The sequence below is a fragment of the Hymenobacter daecheongensis DSM 21074 genome (assembly GCF_900141805.1).
Taxonomy (GTDB): Bacteria; Bacteroidota; Bacteroidia; order Cytophagales; family Hymenobacteraceae; genus Hymenobacter; species Hymenobacter daecheongensis.
In genome coordinates, this window is record NZ_FQYN01000012.1 from 44375 (window position 1) to 65726 (window position 21352).

The window sequence follows — 21352 nt, forward strand, 5'->3', positions numbered from 1 at the left end:
GTCACACGCTGGCTTGTGACACGATGTGCATCTTCCTTATTTTTTGTCACACCCACCCGCTATGCCCAATTACCTCCGCGACCAGTTCGGATTAACCCAGGAGCGCCTGGCCTCGTGGCTAGGCATTGCCCGCGGCACGCTGGCGATGGGCGAAGGCAACGGCAGCCGCGGGCTGCCGGGGGCCAACTGGGTGAATAATCTGCGCCTGCTGCTGGCCGGCCAGGGCAAAGTGTACGACCCCGCCACCCCCGACGCGCCCCACCCGGCCCCGCCGCCGCTGCCGCCTCCACCCATCACCACCGACCCGCTGGCCTGGCGCGTGCGGGTAGCCCGCCACGAGATGTACCAGCTAACCCGCCGCCTGGAGCGGATGCAGGCCCGCGCCGCCCAGCATAATTTGCGGCTGGCGGCCCTGCCCGCCCTGCGGGCCTACGCCGGCCCGGTAGAGAACCCCGCCCGCGAAGCCGGCTGGCTGGCCCTGTTCGAGGGCGAGGCCGTGGACGAGCTTCGCGACCTGTGCGGAGCCGGCCCCCAGCGCCTGCTGGAAGCCCGCCTCGCGGGCCTGGTCCGCGAAGTGGAGCTGTTGGAAGAGCTGCTGCCCCCGCCGGAGCCGGCGTAAGGCCCGAATCAATCAAAAAGAGGCCCGCAACGTGCGTTGCGGGCCTCTTTTTTGGGCGGCTGATTCGGCCTTACTTCTGGGTGGTGCCGGAGTTGGTGCCGCTCTTGGTGTTGTTGTAGGAGGCCGCGCCGGGCGGTGGCGGGCCGCCGGCCGCCCCTTTCACTGGCGTCGACTCGTTGAGGCCGGCCGGCGGGGTAGCCGTGCCCTGGTCGGTGGCCTGCTGCTGATCGGCGGCGGAGCCGGTGCCGGCGGGCGGATTCACGTTTTGCGCGGTGTTCACGCTATCCATGTCGGTTTCCATCTTGCGGGCCGGCGGAGCATCGGAGAAGTCGTTGTTGGTTTGCTGGTCGGTGCCGGGGGTGCGGCTTCGGTCGCAGGCGGCGAAGGTGGCGGAAGCGGCCAGCGCCCCGGCCAGCAGCACTCGTTGGGATAGTTTCATTTGGGGTTGGGTTGGTTGGGCGATGCTATGTCGGTTTGAAGTGCGGTATACGCGGGATGGCCGGGCCGTGGCTAACCCACGCCGGCCCAAACCGCTAGCTTTGCCGCATGGCAATTCCGGTTCTTATCAATTGGAGCGGGGGCAAAGACTCGGCCCTGGCCCTGTACCACCTCCTGCACGATGCCCGCTACCAGGCCGCGCACCTGCTTACCAGCGTGAATGCCCACTACCAGCGCGTATCGATGCACGGCGTGCGCGTGGCGCTGCTGGAGGCGCAGGCCCGGCGCATCGGTCTGCCCCTCACCCAGCTGGCCCTGCCCGAAACTCCCGATATGGCCGCGTACGAGCAACTCATGCAGGCCGCCCTCGGCCCGCTGGTGGCCCAGGGAATCCGGCACGCCATGTTCGGCGACATCTTTCTCGAAGACCTGCGCACTTACCGCGAGCAGCAGCTGGCCCGCCTCGGCATGCAGGCCCAGTTTCCGCTCTGGCAGCGCCCCGGTGCCGATATTCTGCGCGAATACCTCAGTCTGGGCTTTCGCGCCATCATCGTGTGCGTGAATGCGCGGCACCTCGACCAAAGCTTCTGCGGCCGCCTGCTCGACGAAGATTTTCTGCGCGACCTGCCTCCCGGCGTGGACCCCTGCGGCGAAAACGGGGAGTACCACAGCTTCGTGTTCGACGCGCCGTATTTCTCCACGCCCATTCTCTTTACCAAAGGCGAAATCGTGCGCCGCACCTACCCAGCCCCCGGCGGCGGGGGCGAGGCCGCCTTTTGGTTCTGCGACCTGCTGCCAGCGGGCTGAAGCAGTAATGCGGAAATCCGCTAAAACTCGTATTCGTCGCGGTGCCGGCTCGCGTAGCGGTTGGCATAAGGCCGATGCGGGGCCGCGCCGTTTTTGCGCTTGCGCAGCAACAAGTAGCCCAGCCCGCCCACCAGCGCCGCCCCGGCTACCCACTTGGGAAACGCATCGGCCGGGGCCGGCGGCACCGACACCACGCCCGACTCGTCGGCTACGGCCGGGTGGCCCACGTAGCGGCCGTGGGCCGGCACGGCCTGCTGCTCAAAGTTGGTGGCCAGCGCGTGCAGCTGCCGCCGCAGCTCCTGGCCGTGCATCGGAATGCCGTGGCCGGTGGCCGCAATCTGGGGCTCCAGCGCCGCCAGCCGCTGCACCGATTCGCGGGCCTGCTGCCAGTCGGGGGTGAAGTAGGCGGGCGGGCCGTGCACCTCCTGGCGCTGCTCCCACACCGCCAGCCCCGATTCCTGCTGCACCGTCACGAAAGCATCGCCCGCCAGCAGTACCCGGTCGGAGTCGCGGAAGAACGCGACGTGGCCGGGCGTGTGACCGGGCGTATGAATCCAGCGCCATTCGGTCAGAAACGGCAGGGTGCCGTTCACGGGCAGCGGCTTCACGCGGGAGCCCAGGTCGATGGGCTTTTTGGGGTAGAGAAACGACATGGCCGCCATCATACCCCCGCCCACCGTGGGGTCCGGCGGCGGATACGACGAGCGGCCCGTGAGGTAGGGCATCTCCAACGGATGGGCATACACGGGCACGTTCCACTCTTCCGCCAGCGTTTTCAGCGCCCCGATGTGGTCGAAATGGCCGTGGGTAAGCACGATGGCCGCGGGCGGGTTGTTGGCCCCGAAAATGGCCTCGGCGTGGTGCTTGATCTTTTCGGCCGAGCCGTATAGGCCGGCATCAACGAGCACCCAGGGCTCCAGCGGCGACGATGTGTCGCGCACGAAATACAGGTTGACAAAAACATTGCGCAGCCCCCACACGCCCGGCGCAACGGCCTGCAGGGTAGGGGTGGTAGCACGATTCGCGTGTTCAGACATGGCAGACGGGTATCAGGGTTGAATGAATGAGCGTTATACAGAGCCTGCTTACGCAATTCGGCGCGGTAGGATGACTACGCTCCGGCCGTACTTTTCGCCTGGTTTTTTGTTAAAGTGCGCAGCAAGGGTGCCGACTGAAGAAAGCACGTCATGCTTCGACAAGCTCAGATGACGTTCTTTTAGTTCGTTAGCCTCTCCCCGCACTCACCCCGCCTCATGCCCGCTGCTCCCGCTACCATCCTCTTCGACGGTGTCTGCAACCTCTGCAATGGCTTCGTGCAGTTCATCATCCGCCACGATGCCGCCGGCCGCTTCCGGTTTGCGGCGCTGCAGTCGGCAGGTGGACAGGCGCTACTGACCGCCAACGGCCTAGTGGCCCCGGCTGAGCCGGAAACGGTGCTGCTGGTAGAAGACGGCCAGATATACACGCACTCCACCGCCGTGCTGCGCATTGCCCGTGGCCTGGGTGGCGGGTGGCGGGGGCTGGCGGCGGTAGGCGGGCTGCTGCCCCGGCGCTGGCGCGATGCGCTCTACCGCTTCGTGGCCCGGCACCGCTACCGCTGGTTTGGCCGGCAGCAGGCCTGTATGCTGCCCACGCCGGCCCTGGCCGGGCGGTTTTTGTAGCGGCGACGTTGGCCGCGGCGGGCTATCTTCGCCCGCCGCGGCCGGTGGCTGCTTTTCTTCCCTCCTTAATTCTTCGACTTATGCAGGCTCTCCAGCTCAATGGCATCAACCAGCCCCTGGTTCTCACCGAAGTGCCCACTCCCGCACCCGGCCCCGGCGAGGTGCTGGTGCGGCTCCGCGCCGCCGCCCTCAATCACCGCGACGTCTGGATTCAGAAGGGCCAGTACGCCGGGCTGAAATTCCCCTGCATCCTGGGTTCCGATGGGGCCGGCGTGGTAGCAGCCCTCGGCGAGGGCGTGGCCGCCGACCTGTTGGGCCAGGCCGTGCTCATCAACCCCGGCCAGAACTGGGGCGACAACCCCCACGCGCAGGCCAAAAGCTTCACCATTCTGGGCCTGCCCCATCAGGGCACCTTCGCTGAGTACGTGGCCGTGCCGGCCGAAAAAGTGCACGCTCTGCCAACGCACCTTGGGTTCGAGCAGGCCGCGGCCCTGCCGCTGGGCGGGCTCACGGCCTACCGGGCCGTGTTCACGCGGGCCGGGCTGCGGGCCGGCGAGCGGGTCTTGATTACCGGCGTGGGCGGCGGCGTGGCCATTCTGGCCCTGCAAATGGCTGTGGCCGCGGGGGCTGAAGTGTGGGTAACCTCCGGCTCGCCCGAAAAAATAACGCGGGCCGTGGCGCTGGGAGCCAGAGGCGGCGTTAGCTACAAGGACGAAAACTGGCCCGCCGACCTCGTGCGGCAGGCCGGCGGGGCCTTCGACGTGCTAGTGGACAGTGCGGCCGGGCCGGGCTTCGGGGCGCTGCTGGATGCCGCCGCGCCGGGCGGGCGCATCATGTTCTACGGCGGCACGCTGGGCGCTATTTCGCAACTGCCGCCGGCCAAAATCTTTTGGAAGCAGCTCTCCATCCTGGGCTCCACGATGGGCACCGACGACGATTTTGCTGCTATGGTGCGCTTCGTGGCCGAGCATAAGCTGGTGCCAATGGTAGATCAGGTGTTTGGGCTGGCCGAGGGCGAGCAGGCCATGCGCCGGATGGATGAAGGCCATCAGTTCGGCAAAATAGTGCTCCGGATTCCGGAGTGACTTTAGCGTAAATATTCTATTGAAAAAAAACCACTCTAAGGAATGTTGGAGCGGGTTTTTGTGTTCTAAATGCAGCTGTGAATAAGTTGATTTCAACCTGCTTTTCTTTATGAAAAACCCCGCTGGATACCTGGAGAATCACGTTTTTGAAGCCCGTCGTCCGCGCCGCGAGCTGCAGCCTGTAGTGGCCTACGCCGATGCCGTGCAAGCCATCGAAGCTGCGTTGGCTGATGCGGAAAAATACAAATATCTGCTCATGCGCGCCCTGCGCCGTCACGCCGACGATCTGGCTGCGCAAGCGCCGATGGCCGCCGCTCCGGAAATGGCAGTGGTGCCCATGTACAGGGAACTGGAACAAGCCGCCTGAGTTGGCTACTGCCTATATTTTGTCATCCTGAGCTTGCGAAGGACCTTCCTCTTTTCGCACTACCAAAACTCCTTTCAACGCACAAAGCCCTCTACCGCACGCTAGTAAAGAGCTTTGCTCATTTAAAACAGCTTTGTACTGGCAAAGAGGAAGGTCCTTCGCTTTGCTCAGGATGACAGGCGTTTTTGGCTGTCAGACATCTCAGCCAGCCACTGGGCCAGCGCCAGCGCCTGCTGGCGCAGCTCCGGCACGGCCGTCGATTCGAAGTAAGCCGGGCGGCGGCTGGGGCCGAGCGTGAAAAATACCGGCGACACCTGCTGCTCTTTGTCTAATAATGCACCGTGCGAATCAGTCAGCATGCCCAAACCCAACGGATCTGGGACCAGCTGCCCGGCTTCGCGCAGACCTATTACCAGCGGGTCGTCGATGCGGCGGTAGTCGAGCAGCGGGCCGGTGCAGGTGATGACGTGGCGGGCCGTCAGCCAGTGTTGGTAGCCCCGCTTCTCAATCTGTACCGCTAAGTCTTCGCCCTGGGGCACCAGCTGCCGCACCCGGCCCAGCTGCATCCTGACGATGCCCGCATCCAGCATGGCCTGCACGGCGGCCTGGTTTTGCGGCGGGCTCCGGTGCCGCACCACCGACCAGATGGAGGCCAGATGGCGCAGAAACCGCGCCTGCTCCGCCAGCGGCCACGCCGCCCAGATGCGGCCCAGATCCGGCCGCAGCGAATCCAGCACCGGCCGCCAGTCGATGCCCTGCCGGGCGGCGGCCCGCACCCGGCCGCGCACTGCCCGCAACACCGCGCCCACGGTGGTGAGACCCGCCAGCTCGGTGGCGTAGAAGCTGGGGTAGCCGGTCGTTATGGGGCCGTGCTCAGCGGGCCAGCGGCCGTTGCGCGAAACCACCGTCACGGGGCCGGTGTGGCCATCGGCGGCCAGCCCCAGCAGTACATCCACCGCCGTCAGCCCCGAGCCGATGAGCAGCACTGAGTGCTCCGGCGCAATGCCGCGCAGCGCCCCTTTGGCCCAGGGGTTGCCGTGGTAGGTGGGGTGGTGGAGGTACGCCTGAGCCGGGCCGGTAGGAGGGAGGGGCGCAAAATTGCCCAGCGCCAGCACCACCTGATCGGTGCGCAGGGCGTGCCCACTGGCCAGCTGCACCGTCGCGGAGTACTTATCGGGGGCCACCGTAGCGGCCACGGCCGCATCCTGGTACCAGAAAAACCGCATGCCATTCATGGCTGGCTGCGCCAATACCGTCGAAACCAGCTCCTGCAGATAGCGGCCGTAGATCTGGCGGGAGCAGAATTGCTGGGCGCAGGCGGGCAGTTCGGTGGTGGCCACCCAGTTCGTGAAGTGGTCGGGGTCGCCGGGGAAGGCGCTCAGGGCCGGCGTACGCACGTTTAGCAGGTATTCGGGCCGCCGCGCCGAGTAGGCCAGGCCGGGGCCGGGCGCCGGGCGCGGCTCCACCAGGTGGACGTCGATGGGGTGCGGGCCGCCGCGCAGGTGCGCCAGCTGCACCAGCAGCATCGCGCCCGAAAAGCCGCCCCCGATAATCGTAATCGTTCGTCGTTGCACCCAGGTGTAATGTGAAAGCGTGAGGGAAGCTGGTGGCGAAAAGGTGAAAAAAGCGGGTGTAAAGTCCTGTATGCTGGTTGACAGGAGTTGCGGCGGCCTCGGTTTCGGCAAAACGCAAAAGCCCGGCCCCGAGTTAAGCGGAGCCGGGCTGCAATAAGGGCAATTGCGTAGAAACGGCGAGCGGTCAGCCCATTGGCGGCCACACTAAAATTATGGCATTCGCTGCCGGGCCGCGCGGCTACAGATACGCGCCGGGCACCAGATAATTGCGCACGTAGTCATCAATACCGTCTTCCAGGCGCGTGAAGGGCCGGTCGTAGCCAATGCCGCGCAGCTTGCTCATATCAGCCTGGGTGTAGTACTGGTAGGTGTCGCGGATGTCCTCAGGCGTATCGCGGAACCGGATATCGGCGGTGCGGTCCAGGGCCTGGAAGGTGTTCAGGGTGAGGTCCATAAACGTACGAGCTTCGCCGGTGCCCAGGTTATAGATGCCGGAGTGCTTGCGGTTGTTCATCAGAAAGAAGCACACTTCTACCACGTCTTTCACATACACGAAGTCGCGCTGCTGCTCGCCGTCGGCGAAGTCGGGGTTGTGCGAGCGGAACAAGGTCATGGAGCCAGTCTTGCGGATCTGCTCGAAGGCGTGGAAAATCACCGAGGCCATGCGGCCCTTGTGGTATTCGTTGGGGCCATACACGTTGAAAAACTTCAGGCCCGCCCAGAAAAACGGCTTCTCCGGCTGCTGCACGGCCCAGTTGTCGAAGTCGTTCTTGGAGTCGCCGTAGGGATTCAGGGGCTTGAGCAAAGGCAGCAGCGCGTCGTCGTCGGAGTAGCCCAGCGTGCCCGAGCCGTAGGTGGCGGCTGAGGAGGCATACACCAGCGGCAGCTGATACTGGCAGCAGGCCCGCCACATCTTCTGCGAATACTCCAGGTTCAGCAGATCGAAAATGGCCTTGTCCTGCTCCGTGGTATCGGTGCGGGCCCCCAGGTGGAAGATGAACTCGACCTGCTCGTGGTTGGCGTCCAGCCACTCAAAAAACTCGTTGCGGTCCACGTATTCACGCAGGCGCTTGCCCTTCAGGTTGGCGAGCTTGCGCTCCACGGCAAAATTATCGACCACCACGATATCGTTGAAATTGGCGGCGTTCAGGCGGGTAACAAGGCAGCTGGCAATAAAGCCGGCCGCTCCGGTGACAACTATCATAAGGCGAAGATTTTGGCCAAAAGTAGGGAAAAACGGTGGGGTGGGAGGCGCGAAATAAACAACGACGGTTCCCGCAGAGGTACGCAGAGGAAAACGCAGAGGGCGCAGAGCATAAACGAAAAAACGCTGCCGGCTTTGCCGCGTCGCACTACCTTTAACGCATGATTCGTTTCGTGCTCCGGCTCTCGCAGCCGCTTTTGCTGATCCTGCTGTTCAGCGCCTGCCAATCTGACAACCACGCCCGGCCGCCCGCCGCGGCCGCCGCGCCGCATCAGCTCACCGACGACCTCGGCCGCCGCCTCACTGTGCCCGCCCACCCGCGCCGCATTATGGCCCTGGCCGCGTCCATGACCGAAATGCTCTACGCCGTGGCCGATACCGTTACCATCATCGGCCGCACCCAGGTCTGCGATTTTCCCAAAGCCGCCCTGCGCAAGCCTATCGTCAACAGCTACCCGCTCGACCTGGAAAGCCTCGTAAAGCTGCACCCCGACGTAGTCTTCACCACCGACGGCATCACCTCCCTGGACGACGCGGCCCGCCTGCAGAAGCTGGGCATCCCGGTTTATTACCAGAAATATGAGAAAGTAGCCGATGTGTTGCGCGGCCTCCAAGATCTGGGCCGCATCCTGGGCCGGGAGCAGATGGCAAAGCGGCTTACCGACTCGCTGGCCACCGAGCTGCGAGCAATTCAGCCGAAACAGCCGCCCCAGCCGGCCCCGAAAGTGCTGGCCATCACTTGGCAGGACCCGATTTACGTGTACGGCCAAAACACGCTGTTCACCGACAAAATCAGCCTTGCCGGCGGCCAGAATGCGGTGGTTGAAAAATTCCCCCAGCCCTACCCGGCCCTCACCCGCGAGTACATTCTGCAGCTTAACCCCGACATCCTCATCGGCGGCAGCTTCGGCAAGCTGGACAGCACGTTTTTCAAAAAATACCCCGAGCTGAAGCGCATCAAAGCCTACCAAAACCACCGCATCTACGCCATTACGGGTGATTTGATGGAGCGGCCCGGCCCGCGCGTGATGCAGTCGGTGCGGGAGCTGCAAGGGCTGCTGCGTCCATGAGCCGCCCTGCCGCGCCCTGGCTGCTGGCCGCGCTGCTCCTCATGGCCGCCTTAGTAGTGGTGGGCCTACGCGTGGGCAGCTTCGCGCTGGACTACGCCTTCATCGGCCGCACCCTGCTCCACTACGATGCCACCGACCCCGCCCAGCTGGTGCTGGTGCAGCTGCGCCTGCCGCGCATTCTGATGGCTTTGCTGGCCGGAGCCGGCCTGGCCGTGAGCGGCTACCTCATGCAGGCTATGGTGAACAACGCTCTGGCCGACCCGTATCTGCTCGGAACCGCCTCGGGCGCTTCGCTGGGCGCTATTCTGTGCTTCGCCCTGCTGCCCGATGTAATGCTGCACGGCCTGTATCTGCCACCGCTGGCCGCGCTGGCTGGGGCTTTGGTCACTACGCTGGTGGTGGTAGCGCTGGGCACGCAGCGGGGCAAGATTATGCCGGCGCAATTGCTGCTGGCTGGCGTCGCGCTCAGCTCCCTCACCACGGCCATCGGCGGGCTGCTCACGTTTCTTTCCACTTCCGAAGGCAAGCTGCGCACGGTGGTTTTCTGGGCAATGGGCAGCTTCGAGCGGGCCGGCTGGGACGTGCTGGCTTACCCCGCCGGGGCGCTGTTGCTGGCTTTGGGACTGCTGATTTTCCTGCAGAAAGGCATCAATATCCTGCTCCTGGGCGAGGAGCGGGCCCAGGCCCTGGGCGTGCCGGTAGCCCGCACGCGCTGGCTGCTGGTCATCACGGCTTCGGGGCTCACGGGCTGCATTGTGGCTTTGTGCGGCCCCGTAGGCTTCGTAGGCCTCATGATTCCGCACCTCACGCGTTGGCTGCTGGGCGTCACGGGCAAGGCCAACCTGCTGTTCTGCGCCCTGCTCGGGGCCGACTTCCTGCTCGGCTGCGACCTGCTGGCCCGCCTGCTCTACCCGCCCGCCGGTTTGCCCGTCGGCCTCATTACGGCCCTGTTCGGCGTACCGTTCTTCGTATATTTGCTGCGGAAAAAGAGTTGATGTGCTGATTTGCTGATGCGTTGATGTGTTGATTTCTATCGGCTTACGGCCGGTTTTCTCCATTGCTCAACTGCCTTCGGCACGAAGCCTGACCCGAGCCGCTCAACTGCGGCATGTCCATCAGCACATCAGCAAATCAACACATTAGCACATCAACGAATGATCTACGTCAGCCGGCAGGAGCACTTCAACGCCGCTCACAAGCTGTATAACCCTGCCTGGACCCAGGAGCGCAACCAGCAGGTATTCGGCCCCTGCGCCAATACCAACTGGCACGGCCACAACTACGACCTGATCGTAACCGTGAAGGGCCAGCCCGACCCGGAAACCGGCTTTGTCATCGACCTAAAGGCCCTCAGCTCCCTCATCCGCGAGCATGTCGTGGACCAGGTTGACCACAAAAACCTCAACCTCGACGTGCCCTTCATGAAGGACCAGCTCGCCAGCACCGAAAACCTGGTGGTGGCCTTCTGGCAAATTCTGGCCCCCGAAATCGCCAAAATCTCCGCTGCCCAACTGCACTGCATCAAGCTCTACGAAACCCCCCGCAACTTCGTGGAATATTACGGCGAGTAACTGTACTGTCATGCTGAGTTTGTCGAAGCATCTCTACTGCAATGCTAATTAGTGCCATTACAACGAAGCGGTAGAGATGCTTCGACAAGCTCAGCATGACACGCACCGATTTTTGATTAGGCTCATAAAGGCCGCATTTCAACTAAATGAAGTATTACCTGATAGCCGGTGAGCGTTCCGGCGACTTTCACGCCTCGCACCTCATGCGCGAACTGCGCCAACAAGACCCCGAAGCCGAATTCCGTGGCTGGGGCGGCGACATGATGCAGGCCGAAGGCGGCACGCTCGTGCACCACTACCAGGAAATGGCCATTATGGGCTTCTGGGAAGCGGCTACCAGCATCCTCAAGTTTCGCGGCTACCTCAAGGAGTGCCAGCGCGATATTCAGGCCTACCAGCCCGACGTCGTGATTCTGATTGATTACGCCGGCTTCAACCTGCGCGTGGCCAAGTTCGCCAAGGCCCAGGGCCTGAAAGTATTCTACTACATCTCGCCCAAAATCTGGGCCTGGAACCAAGGCCGCGTGCATCAAGTGAAAGCCCTGGTAGACAAGATGTTCGTCATCCTGCCCTTCGAGAAGGAATTCTACCAGCGCTTCGGCTACGACGTGGACTACATCGGCAACCCCACCGTGGATGCCATTGCTGAGCACCCCGTCACCACCGACTTCTACCAGCGCAACAACCTCGACTCGCAGAAGCCCATCATTGCTGTGCTGCCCGGCTCGCGCAAGCAGGAAATCGAGGAGATGCTCTACGAGATGCTCGCCATCCTGCCGCCCTTCCTCGACTACCAGTTCATCGTGGCCGGCGTGACGAACCTGGAGCGCAGCTACTACGCCAACTTCGAGCGCAACAACGTGCGCATCCTTTTCGACCAAACCTACGACCTGCTCGCTCACGCCAAAGCCGCCCTCGTCACCAGCGGCACCGCCACCCTGGAAACAGCCCTGTTCAACGTGCCCCAGGTGGTCTGCTACCGCACCAGCGCTGTGTCTTACGCCATCGGCAAGGCCGTTATCAAAGTGCCCTACATTTCCCTGGTCAACCTGATTGCCGGCAAGGAAGTGGTAAAAGAACTGATTCAGGGCGAATTCAACTCCCGCAACCTGGTCACGGAACTGAAAAAAATCACTGCCGACGAAGCATTTATTGCCGAGCAGAAAGCCGGCTACGCGGAACTACAGGAGAAACTCGGGCGCAATAATGCCGCGCAGAAAGCGGCGGAGTTGATGGTGGGGTATTTGAAAGAGTAAGTGAGTGATATTTTAACTTATAAAAAAGCCCCATTAGAACTTTCTAATGGGGCTTTTTGAGTCTGGTGGGAAGTGGAGGACTCGAACCTCCGCTCTCTGTCCTGAATTAAGATTACTTATTCTATGCTTTCAATATCTTGATAGCATGGAGCCGGAACCGTTCCTCCCACGAGAGCTACTCCACCTACTACACTTATGAGCGATGTCATCATGGCTGTCAAGTTTTGGGATAATACCATTTTTACAAATGAGAAGAAGTCCACAACCCCAGCTACAGACATTGCAAAGTCAACAGTCAAAGTAACCTTTAAACTCAGGTCTTTGCCCAACAAGGCTTGTATCTAACGCTTACGCCGCCCGCAACTGCTTCAGCGGTGACTTTTCAAACTTGCTCTGGGCGTAGTCCAGATCAATAACCAGCTCCTTCACATCCGATTCCGACGGAATGTCGAACATGGCATCGGTCATGATGCTTTCGCAGATGCTGCGCAGGCCGCGGGCCCCGAGGCGGTACTCGTCGGCTTTTACCACGATATACTCCAGCGCTTCCTCGGTGAAGGTCAGTTCCACGCCTTCCATCTCGAAGAGGCGGTTGTACTGCTTCACAATCGAGTTTTTCGGCTCGGTCAGGATTTTGCGTAGCGTGGCGTGGTCGAGCGGGTTGAGGTGGGTGAGCACCGGCAGACGGCCAATCAGCTCCGGAATCAGGCCGAAGGCTTTCATGTCCATGGCCGTCACGTAGCGCAGGAAGTTGTTGGTGTCCACCTTATCGTCCAGCATCGTTTTGGCGAAGCCCATGGGCTTGGTATTCAGGCGGCTCTTGATGATGCGCTCGATGCCCACGAAGGCCCCGCCGCAGATGAACAGGATGTTCTCGGTGTTCACCGTAATCATCTTCTGCTCGGGGTGCTTGCGGCCGCCGTGAGGCGGTACGTTCACGGTGGTGCCTTCCAGCAGCTTCAGCATGGCCTGCTGCACGCCCTCGCCGCTCACGTCGCGCGTGATACTGGGGTTGTCGCTCTTACGGGCAATCTTGTCTACTTCGTCAATGTAGACGATGCCGCGCTCGGCGGCTTCCACGTTGTAGTCGGCGGCCTGGAGCAGGCGGGTTAGGATGCTTTCTACATCCTCGCCCACGTAGCCGGCCTCGGTGAGCACCGTGGCATCGGCAATGCAGAAGGGCACCTGCAGGATGTTAGCCAGCATTTTGGCCAAAAAGGTCTTGCCCGTGCCGGTTTCGCCCACCATCATGATGTTCGATTTCTCAATCACCACATCGTCCTTGGTCGAAGCCTTCGGCTGCATCAGACGCTTGTAGTGGTTGTACACGGCCACCGACATCACCTTTTTAGCTTCCTCCTGGCCCACCACGTACTGGTCGAGGTACTCCTTCATCTCGCGCGGCTTCACGAGGTTGAATTTCGGCGTCTTCGAGTTCGAGCGAATCTTATTCTCCTCGTTCAGAATTTGCTGGGCCTGCCCCACGCACCGCTCACAGATGTGCGCATTGATGCCGGAAATCATGACCGTGACGTCTTTTTTGCTTTTACCGCAGAAGGAGCACGTTATATCTGCCATTGCTAGAACTCTCAGAAACAGGGTAGGGGAAGCCGAATGTAACACCGGCAACTCAAAGGTACGAAAACGCCAACGCCACCCGCACCGAAAAAAGTTGCTTTTGGCCCGAATGCGGTGTTGTTGGATCTTTTATTAGATCAGTCATCCTTTATCTGGCGTACGCCTGCGAAGGACCTTCCTCGCCGTTCACTACAACTGTTATTCAACGCACAAAGCCCTTTACCGCACAACAGTAAAGGGCTTTGCTTGTTGAAAAAGGTTGCAAGAACAGCAGGAGCGAAGCCAAAGCATCTCGCGTGCTGACGAATGATTGCTAACCCAAGCCCCCTCGCTTTTGGAGAGGGGGTTGGGGATGAGGTTTACGCCACCTTCTTCTCCAGCACCTCGTCAATCAGGCCGTACTCTTTGGCCTCATCCGCGCGCATCCAGTAGTCACGGTCGGAGTTGTCGTGGATTTCCTGGTAGGTTTTGCCGGTGTGCTGAGCCAGAATATCGTACAGCTCCTTCTTGAGCTTGAGAATCTCGCGGGCCGTGATTTCGATATCCGACGACTGGCCTTGCGCGCCACCCGAAGGCTGGTGAATCATCACGCGGGCGTGGGGGAGGGCCGAGCGCTTGTCCTTGGCCCCGCCGGCCAGCAGTACGGCGCCCATCGAGGCCGCCAGGCCGGTGCAGATCGTCGCTACATCCGGACCCACATACTGCATGGTGTCATAAATGCCGAGGCCGGCATACACCGAGCCGCCGGGCGAGTTGATGTAGAGCAGAATGTCCTTCTTGGCATCCGCCGACTCCAGGAACAGCAGCTGGGCGGTGATGATGTTGGCGATATAATCATCCACGGCCGTGCCCAGGAACACGATGCGGTCCATGATGAGGCGGGAGAATACGTCAATTTCGGCGAAGCGCGTGGGGCGCTCCTCAATCACCGAGCGGGTCATGCCGGTGGGCATAATCAGGCCGTTGCGTACCTGGCCTTCAACATGATTCAGGTATTGGTCCACGCCCAGGCCGCTGAGGCCCTGGCCTTTGACGGCGAACTTGCGGAATTCTTGTTTATTCAGCATGATGGGAAAAGTAGAAGAAGAGAAGGTGAGACGAAACCAGCGGGCAACAAAAAAGCCCTAACGGCAAGTAAGGGCTTTTTTGTTGGTTTAGAAACCGAAGCGCGAAGCGTTAGCCAGCGTTCTGAGTCCGGAAGTCCTCGGCCGAAATCGGGTTGTCATTAACAACAACTTTGCCGCGCAGGTTTTCGATGACTTTCTCTGCCAGAATGGCCTCATACTCCTGTACGTAGTTCTTGCCGTTCTCCTGACGCAGGAAGTTGTCGGCAAAGCCGCGCACCGATTCCTGCAGCTCCTCGCTGATTTCGGGCAGGTTGAACTGGCCCATAATCTTCTGCATAGTGCGCTCCACAATCTCGTCGTTCGACACCTTCAGGCCCTGCTCCTCCACTACTTTGTTGCGGATCATCGACCACTTCAGCTCCTTCTCATAGTCGTTGTAGTGCTCCTCAATCTGCTCGGCAGTCAGCTTGCCTTCGTTGGCGCGCAGCAGCCACTTCTTGAAGAACTCCTTCGGAATCTGGATAGTGGTAGCGTCCACCATCTTGTCAATGATCTGACGGCTCACGAAGCCTTCTGCCTCGCGGTCGTAGTTCTCCTGGATGGTTTCGCGCACTTTCGTGTCAAACTCCTCGGCCGAAGTCACGATGTCCTTGCCGAATACCTTGTCGAACAGCTCCTGGTTCAGCTCGGGCTTCTCCGTGCGGTTGATTTTCTCCACCGTCAGGGCATAGTCGCCGCTCACCTTGCCGGCTTCCTCTTTCGAAAGACCTGAGAATGAGGCAATGCTCGAAGCGTCGCCGCCGAAGGCATCGCTCAAATCGAAGGTCAGCACGTCGCCGGGCTTCAAGCCGATGAACTTCTCCGCGCCGTTCTTCACCTTGCTTATGGGCAGCAAAACGGGGCGCTCCGAAGCCTCGTCGTCAGCCTTTTTCAGCTTGCCGTAGAGGTAGTCGCCAGCCTCCGACACCTCGGGGTTGGTGCTCTCGCCAAACTGCCGGTTGATCTGGTCGTAGGTTTCGGTCAGCGTGTTATCGTCCAGGCTCACCTGGTGGCGGTCCACGTTCAGGCTCTGGTCGGCGGGCAGCTCGAAATCGGGCAGCAGGCCCAGCTCAAACTGGAAGTCGAACTCCTTCTGCATGTCGAAGTCGATGTCCTTCACCTGCACGGGCAGCGGCTCACCCAGGATTTTGATGTTGTTTTCCTTGATGTAGCCATCCACCGACTTGCCCAGCAGGCCGTTGATTTCTTCCACCAGAATGCCTTTGCCGTACATCTTGCGCACGAGTGCCACGGGCACTTTACCCGGCCGGAACCCTTTGATTTGCGCCTTCTTGCTGTAGTCTTTCAGCTTGTTTTCCACGGTAGCCGCGTAGTCAGCCTCCGTCAGGTGTACTGTCAGGATGGCACTCAGCTGGTCGTCGTTCTTGTCGAGGGTGATATTCAAAACGGGTCGTCGGTTAGGGTAAACAGAGGAAAGCAGCCGGCCGGAGCCGTGAAAAAGAAACCCCCAACGGGTGGGTTGAGGGTTTTTCAAGCTGTTAAAGAAACTAAAAGTGCGGATGGAGGGACTCGAACCCACACGCCTTGCGGCACCAGATCCTAAGTCTGGCACGTCTACCAATTTCGCCACATCCGCGGGTGAGGCCGTCTGCCTCGGGGGCGCAAAGCTACGCAAGCAATGTTGAAATTCAAATCCGGGCGCAAAGTTGGATGGGCAGAAATGAGTGGTGCTACTGATAAGGAGCAAATTGGTACCGTTTCCGGTGGGGTTGGTGTTATAAAAAACTCTTTGCGCCCCAAACCCTGGCAGCGTCGTAGTACTTTCGTATAGATCATCAGTTCTTGGGGCCTTTCCGCCCCGCCCCGCATACATGGCAACCCTCATCGACCCCGAAGTAGAGCGCAACGAGATTCTGCGCCACTACCGCCGCCTGCTCCGCACCGCCAAGCCTTACCTCTCCGGCAACGACGCCAAGCTGATCAAAAAGGCCTTCAACACGTCCCTGGAGGCCCACAAGGAAATGCGCCGCAAGTCCGGCGAGCCCTACATTCTGCACCCGCTGGCCGTGGCCCAAATTGTGGTGGAGGAAATCGGGCTGGGCACCACCAGCATCGTGGCGGCCCTGCTGCACGACGTGGTGGAAGATACGCCCTGGGAAATTGCCGACGTGGAGCGCGAGTTCGGCAGCAAAGTAGCCCGCATCGTGGACGGGCTGACCAAGATTTCGGGCGTGTTCGAGTACGGCACCTCGGAGCAGGCCGAGAACTTCCGCAAGATGCTGCTCACGCTCTCGGAGGACGTGCGCGTTATCCTCATCAAGCTCGCCGACCGCCTGCACAACATGCGGACCCTGGACTCGATGCCGCGCCACAAGCAGCTCAAGATTGCCTCCGAAACCATTTACCTTTACGCCCCGCTGGCCCACCGCCTGGGCCTCTACGCCATCAAGAGCGAGCTGGAAGACCTCTACCTGAAGTACACCGATACGGAGGTTTTCAACGAGCTGACCAACAAGGTGCGCCAGAGCCGGGGGGCCCGCAACCGCTTCATCAAGGAGTTTGTGGCCCCCGTCGATGAGGAGCTGAAGGCCCAGGGCTTCGACTTCGAAATCAAGGGCCGGCCCAAAAGCATCTACTCTATATTAAGGAAGATGCGCAAGCAGAACGTGACCTTCGACGAGGTGTACGACCTGTTTGCCATCCGCGTGATTCTGGACGTGCCCCCGGAGCAGGAAAAAGCCGCCTGCTGGCAGGTCTACAGCATCGTGACGGACTTCTACCAGCCCAACCCCGACCGCCTGCGCGACTGGGTGAGCACGCCCAAGGCCAACGGCTACGAGAGCCTGCACACGACAGTGATGTCGCGCACCGGGCAGTGGGTGGAAGTGCAGATCCGCAGCCGCCGCATGGACGACATTGCCGAGAAGGGCTACGCCGCCCACTGGAAATACAAGGACACCGGGGCCCCCCAGCCCGAATCGACGCTGGAAGCCTGGATTGCCAAAGTGCGCGAGATGCTGGAAACCAACAACTCCAGCGCCCTCGAATTCATGGACGAGTTCCGCCAGAACCTGTTCGTGAAGGAGGTCTACGCCTTTACGCCCAAGGGCAAGCTGGTTATCCTGCCCGAGAAGTCCACGGCCCTGGATTTTGCCTTCGAAATCCACACCCACATCGGGATGCAGTGCCTGGGTGCGAAGGTCAACCAAAAGCTTCAGCCCCTGAGCTATCAGCTCCGCAACGGCGACCAGATCGAGATTCTGACCTCGCAGAAGCAGAAGCCTACCGAGGAATGGCTGCAGTACGTGAGCACCGCCAAGGCCCGCAACAAGATCCGCGAGTTCCTGCGCGACGACAAGCGCACCAAGGCCGAGGATGGCCGCTACCTGGTGGAAAAGCGCCTGGAGCTACTCGGCGTGCCCAGCACCCCCGACAACCTTAACCGCCTCTTCGCCCACTTCAACGTCTACAACCCCCAGGATTTCTTCTACCGCCTCGCCATCGGCCAGATCGACGGCCGCGAAATCAAAGAAAGCCTCTTCGACCCCACCACAGAAGTGCCGCGCTTGCCGTCCATCCTGGAGCCCAAAACCTTCGATAAGGAAGTGCAGAAAATCCGTGGCGTACGGGCCGATATGCTAGTGATAGGGGAGCACACCGACAAGTTCGACTACACCATCGCGCCCTGCTGCAACCCGATTCCCGGCGACGACGTGTTCGGCTTCGAAACCGACGAGGGCATCGTCATCCACCGCACCTCCTGCCCGAAGGCCGTAGGCATGATGTCGAACTACGGCAACCGCATCGTGCGCGCCAAGTGGACCGACCAGCTGGAGCTGGCCTTTCTGGCCGGCATCCGCATCCAGGGCTCCGACCGCGTGGGCCTCGTTAACGATGTGACCAAGATCATCAGCAACAGCCTGAAAGTAAACATGCGCTCCATCACCATCGACTCCAACGACGGTATGTTCGAAGGCCAGATCATCGTCTACGTCAACGACACCAGCCACCTGACCAAACTCATTCAGCGCCTGAGCAAAGTAAATGGCGTGCTCTTGGTGGAGAGGTTCGATAGTTAGGCTTAAAAAAGTCTAAAAAGTCCTAGCTGGTATAAAAAAACATGTGTCACCAGTCTATCACTTCGAGCGAAGCAGAATGAGGCACGCTAAACTAGAGAAGCATCCTGTCCCCACACTTCCGTTGGTTTAAGTGGTCGAGCGGAAGTAAAGACATCTTTACCATCTGGCTCCCCCTCTCCTTTTAGGAGATGGTGCCCGGGGGTGAGGCGCTCCGAAGAACGACCATGCCGCACTACTTTCACCTGACCACTTTTCACGCCCTCATTCTGCAAGCCATATTCTTATAAAAAATCCGTCAGGCTGTTGTAAAACTTCCGGCCAAACTGATACGTCGCTCCCCGGTTTCTATGCTTTCTGCCTACCTTCGCCACTCCTTATATATAGGGCTACAAAATGCTGGATAAAGAGAAGTTTGAGGAGGTCAAAAAGATCTTCACCGCCTACCTCGAAAATAAAGGCCTGCGCAAGACCTCGGAGCGCTACGCCATTCTGGAAGAAATCTACTCGCGCACTGGCCACTTTGATGTAGAAGAGCTATTTGCCGGTATGAAAAACCAGGGCCTGCAGGTCAGCCGCGCTACCGTCTACAACACCCTCGACCTACTCGTGGAGCATGGCCTCGTCAGCAAGCACCAGTTTGGTCGCAACCTCGCCCAGTACGAGAAGTCCTATGGCTACCGTCAGCACGACCATGTCATCTGCACCGAGTGCCATAAAGTCGTCGAGTTCTGCGACCCACGCATACACGGCATCCAGACCATGGTCGGCGACCTTTTGAATTTCCATATCTTGCACCACTCTTTAAACCTGTACGGCGTGTGCGGCGATTGTCGCGCCAAAGCCGCCGCACACGCCGCCAACGCATGAAAACTGAATCCTCTGTCAGCAACGGCATCCTGCACGTTGCGCTTTCCGGCGACCTGATCGGTAGCCCCGACACCCAGCAGTTGCTCCATTCCGTGGATGAGCACCTCGGCGAGTCCGTCATGCTCTGCGCCATCGATTTGTCGGGCGTGCGCTACATCAACAGCACCGGCATCGGCGTGCTGGTGTCGCTGCTCACCAAATTCCGCAGTCGCGGCGGCGAGTTGGTGCTCATTAACCCTGCTGATCACCCCAAAAAAATGCTGGCCCTCACCAAGCTTAACGCCATTTTCACGGTTGCCGAAAGCGAATCGGCCGCCACCGAGTTACTCAAAACCCCGCACTAATGCCCGTAGATGTACTAGTAGGCCTCCAATGGGGCGATGAAGGCAAAGGCAAAATCGTCGATGTCCTAGCCCCCACCTACGACGTAGTAGCCCGCTTCCAGGGCGGCCCCAATGCTGGCCATACCCTCACCTTCGAGGGCACCAAGCACGTTCTGCACCAGGTTCCTTCCGGTATCTTTCACCCGCATATTATCAATGTCGTCGGCAACGGAGTCGTATTCGACCCGGTAGTTTTCCGACAAGAATTGCAGAAGCTCACCGATAGGGGAGTAGATGGTACCCGCAACCTCTGCATTTCCAAGAAGGCCCAGCTCATTTTGCCGTCGCATCGCGCCCTCGACCGGATTCTGGAAGAGGCCCGGGGCGGCGGCAAAATTGGTTCTACCCTGAAGGGAATCGGCCCCACCTACCAGGATAAAATAGGCCGCACCGGCCTGCGCATCGGCGACGTGCTACTGCCCGACTTCCGAGAGCGGTACGCTGAAGCCGTGGCCCGCCACGCCACACTAGCCGCATTCCATAATAAGGAGCTGGAAATCGAGGAGTTCGAAACCGACTTCTTCTCTGCCATCGACTACCTGCGCACCCTCAACCTCACCGACACCGAATACCTGCTCAACGACCTGCTCAAACAGGGCAAGCGCATCCTGGCCGAAGGCGCCCAGGGCTCATTGCTGGATATCGATTTCGGCACCTATCCCTTCGTCACCTCGTCCAGCACCATCGTGGCAGGCGCCTGCACCGGCCTCGGCATCGCTCCGCGCCATATAGATAAGGTGTTCGGCATCACCAAAGCCTACTGCACCCGCGTCGGCAGCGGCCCGTTTCCCACCGAGCTACATGACGAAGTAGGCGAGCAGATCCGTGCTGCCGGCCGCGAATTCGGAGCCACTACCGGCCGCCCCCGCCGCTGCGGCTGGATCGACCTACCCGCCCTGCGCTACACCATCATGCTCAATGGCGTCTCCGAGCTACACCTTATGAAGGCCGATGTGCTCGACGAGTTCGACGAAATTCGCGTTTGCACTCACTACCGCAACCCCGCCGGCGAGGAAACCAACCAGCTTCCCGACCTCGGTACCCTACAGACCATGCAGCCCGTGTACACTACGCTGCCCGGCTGGAAGGCGAATCTGCAAAGCATCACAGCCGCCGAGGCCCTGCCGGAAGCTCTGAAATCGTACTTGCGCTTCCTGGAAGAGCATCTGCAGGTGCCCATCCGCATCGTCAGCGTCGGCCCCGACCGCGTCAGTACCATCCACATGAACTAAGAGTCAGTGGCTCACTGAAAGCCGGAGTCGCCGCAGGGCAGCTCCGGCTTAAATTTTTATCAGGAATGGCGGCCAACTCAACCGGTTGATTGGTAACCACTAAAGGCAATAGGCTGGTTGTCTCTCAGAAAAAACACCGGGAATAGGGTTGCATAATCCGAAAACAGCTTCTACTTTTGCACTCCCAAACCGAAACGCGGTAGGGCACGTTTCCTGGATTTCGCCTTCTTTTCGGCACAGGGCTCTGCGGAGTCACCCGAAAAAAAGTTTTGGCCTGAAATAGGAAGTCTGGAAAAAGTACTCGTACCTTTGCAGCCCGCTTCAATCGGAGGCGGGTCTGAGGCGGCGGAAACGCCGAAAAGCGGAAAAGAAATTTTCTGCTTGTCTTGGAAAAAGCGAAAAGCTAGTTACCTTTGCACCCCGCTTACACGAGGCGGTTGCGCAAGAGGAAAAAGACTTCCAACTTTTTCTTGCGATTAGTAAAAAGGTTTGTA

The 21352-nt window shown here is 60.3% G+C and carries 20 protein-coding genes and 1 tRNA gene; 13 read left to right on the forward strand and 8 right to left on the reverse strand.

From position 1 onward, the window contains the following. Positions 1–61: 61 nt before the first annotated feature. Complete coding sequence (locus BUB62_RS19235; protein ID WP_073112598.1) at positions 62–619, forward strand: hypothetical protein; 558 nt, start codon at positions 62–64, stop codon at positions 617–619. Between the two features lie 70 nt (positions 620–689). Here BUB62_RS19235 and BUB62_RS18065 read toward each other — a convergent pair whose 3' ends face one another. Then, on the reverse strand, positions 690–1058 hold the full coding sequence (locus BUB62_RS18065) for a hypothetical protein (RefSeq protein ID WP_143164272.1): 369 nt from the start codon (positions 1056–1058) through the stop codon (positions 690–692). A 107-nt stretch (positions 1059–1165) separates the two neighbouring features. On the opposite strand from BUB62_RS18065, the gene BUB62_RS18070 reads away from it, so the two are divergent. Next, on the forward strand, positions 1166–1864 hold the full coding sequence (locus tag BUB62_RS18070) for a Dph6-related ATP pyrophosphatase (RefSeq protein ID WP_073112602.1): 699 nt from the start codon (positions 1166–1168) through the stop codon (positions 1862–1864). Between the two features lie 20 nt (positions 1865–1884). Here the strand turns inward: BUB62_RS18070 and BUB62_RS18075 are convergent, their stop codons facing one another. Beyond that, positions 1885–2901: an MBL fold metallo-hydrolase gene (locus tag BUB62_RS18075; protein WP_084539195.1), complete on the reverse strand. Its 1017-nt coding sequence runs from the start codon at positions 2899–2901 to the stop codon at positions 1885–1887. 216 nt (positions 2902–3117) lie between these two features. Between BUB62_RS18075 and BUB62_RS18080 the strand changes: the two genes are divergently transcribed. The 3 genes from BUB62_RS18080 to BUB62_RS18090 all read left to right on the forward strand — a co-directional run bounded on the left by BUB62_RS18080 (position 3118) and on the right by BUB62_RS18090 (position 4977). Beyond that, positions 3118–3525: a thiol-disulfide oxidoreductase DCC family protein gene (locus BUB62_RS18080; protein WP_073112606.1), complete on the forward strand. Its 408-nt coding sequence runs from the start codon at positions 3118–3120 to the stop codon at positions 3523–3525. Between the two features lie 80 nt (positions 3526–3605). Beyond that, complete coding sequence (locus BUB62_RS18085) at positions 3606–4610, forward strand: zinc-binding dehydrogenase (RefSeq protein WP_073112608.1); 1005 nt, start codon at positions 3606–3608, stop codon at positions 4608–4610. A 109-nt stretch (positions 4611–4719) separates the two neighbouring features. Beyond that, a complete protein-coding gene (locus tag BUB62_RS18090) occupies positions 4720–4977 on the forward strand; it encodes a hypothetical protein (protein WP_073112610.1) in 258 nt (85 codons plus the stop codon). A 167-nt stretch (positions 4978–5144) separates the two neighbouring features. Here the strand turns inward: BUB62_RS18090 and BUB62_RS18095 are convergent, their stop codons facing one another. Together BUB62_RS18095 and rfaD are read right to left on the reverse strand one after the other, a co-directional pair. Next, positions 5145–6551 carry an FAD/NAD(P)-binding protein gene (locus tag BUB62_RS18095; RefSeq protein WP_143164273.1) on the reverse strand — a complete coding sequence of 469 codons (1407 nt, stop codon included), beginning with the start codon at positions 6549–6551 and terminating at the stop codon, positions 5145–5147. A gap of 238 nt (positions 6552–6789) precedes the next feature. Next, positions 6790–7755, reverse strand: coding sequence for an ADP-glyceromanno-heptose 6-epimerase (gene rfaD / locus BUB62_RS18100; protein WP_073112614.1), 966 nt, complete (start codon positions 7753–7755; stop codon positions 6790–6792). Positions 7756–7916: 161 nt separating this feature from the next. Here rfaD and BUB62_RS18105 point away from each other — a divergent pair, with 161 nt between their 5' ends. The 4 genes from BUB62_RS18105 to lpxB all read left to right on the forward strand — a co-directional run bounded on the left by BUB62_RS18105 (position 7917) and on the right by lpxB (position 11652). After that, entirely contained in the window at positions 7917–8825 is a 909-nt protein-coding gene (locus tag BUB62_RS18105; RefSeq protein WP_073112616.1) for an ABC transporter substrate-binding protein, read from the forward strand. Then, complete coding sequence (locus tag BUB62_RS18110) at positions 8822–9820, forward strand: FecCD family ABC transporter permease (protein WP_073112618.1); 999 nt, start codon at positions 8822–8824, stop codon at positions 9818–9820. Before BUB62_RS18105 ends, BUB62_RS18110 begins: the two co-directional genes overlap by 4 nt. Before the next feature lie 159 nt (positions 9821–9979). Next, positions 9980–10396, forward strand: a complete 417-nt coding sequence (locus BUB62_RS18115; RefSeq protein ID WP_073112620.1) for a 6-pyruvoyl trahydropterin synthase family protein — start codon at positions 9980–9982, stop codon at positions 10394–10396. A 146-nt stretch (positions 10397–10542) separates the two neighbouring features. Beyond that, positions 10543–11652 (forward strand): lipid-A-disaccharide synthase, encoded by a 1110-nt coding sequence (gene lpxB, locus BUB62_RS18120; protein ID WP_073112622.1) that lies wholly within the window; start codon positions 10543–10545, stop codon positions 11650–11652. A gap of 348 nt (positions 11653–12000) precedes the next feature. Here the strand turns inward: lpxB and clpX are convergent, their stop codons facing one another. The 4 genes from clpX to BUB62_RS18140 form a co-directional block, all read right to left on the reverse strand. Continuing rightward, the gene (gene clpX / locus BUB62_RS18125) at positions 12001–13230 is read right to left on the reverse strand and encodes an ATP-dependent Clp protease ATP-binding subunit ClpX (RefSeq protein WP_073112624.1); all 1230 of its coding nucleotides are present in this window, start codon (positions 13228–13230) and stop codon (positions 12001–12003) included. Positions 13231–13589: 359 nt separating this feature from the next. Continuing rightward, positions 13590–14297, reverse strand: a complete 708-nt coding sequence (locus BUB62_RS18130) for a ClpP family protease (RefSeq protein ID WP_262490520.1) — start codon at positions 14295–14297, stop codon at positions 13590–13592. 109 nt (positions 14298–14406) lie between these two features. After that, on the reverse strand, positions 14407–15741 hold the full coding sequence (gene tig, locus BUB62_RS18135; RefSeq protein ID WP_073112627.1) for a trigger factor: 1335 nt from the start codon (positions 15739–15741) through the stop codon (positions 14407–14409). A gap of 110 nt (positions 15742–15851) precedes the next feature. Next, positions 15852–15933 (reverse strand) — tRNA-Leu (locus tag BUB62_RS18140). A gap of 235 nt (positions 15934–16168) precedes the next feature. Between BUB62_RS18140 and BUB62_RS18145 the strand changes: the two genes are divergently transcribed. From BUB62_RS18145 to BUB62_RS18160, 4 genes are all read left to right on the forward strand, one after another. Next, entirely contained in the window at positions 16169–18376 is a 2208-nt protein-coding gene (locus BUB62_RS18145) for a RelA/SpoT family protein (protein WP_073112629.1), read from the forward strand. 393 nt (positions 18377–18769) lie between these two features. After that, a complete protein-coding gene (locus BUB62_RS18150) occupies positions 18770–19243 on the forward strand; it encodes a Fur family transcriptional regulator (protein WP_073112631.1) in 474 nt (157 codons plus the stop codon). After that, positions 19240–19587 carry an STAS domain-containing protein gene (locus BUB62_RS18155; protein WP_073112633.1) on the forward strand — a complete coding sequence of 116 codons (348 nt, stop codon included), beginning with the start codon at positions 19240–19242 and terminating at the stop codon, positions 19585–19587. Before BUB62_RS18150 ends, BUB62_RS18155 begins: the two co-directional genes overlap by 4 nt. Next, positions 19587–20858 (forward strand): adenylosuccinate synthase, encoded by a 1272-nt coding sequence (locus tag BUB62_RS18160; protein WP_073112635.1) that lies wholly within the window; start codon positions 19587–19589, stop codon positions 20856–20858. The genes BUB62_RS18155 and BUB62_RS18160 overlap by 1 nt, the downstream gene beginning before the upstream one ends. Positions 20859–21352 lie beyond the last annotated feature (494 nt).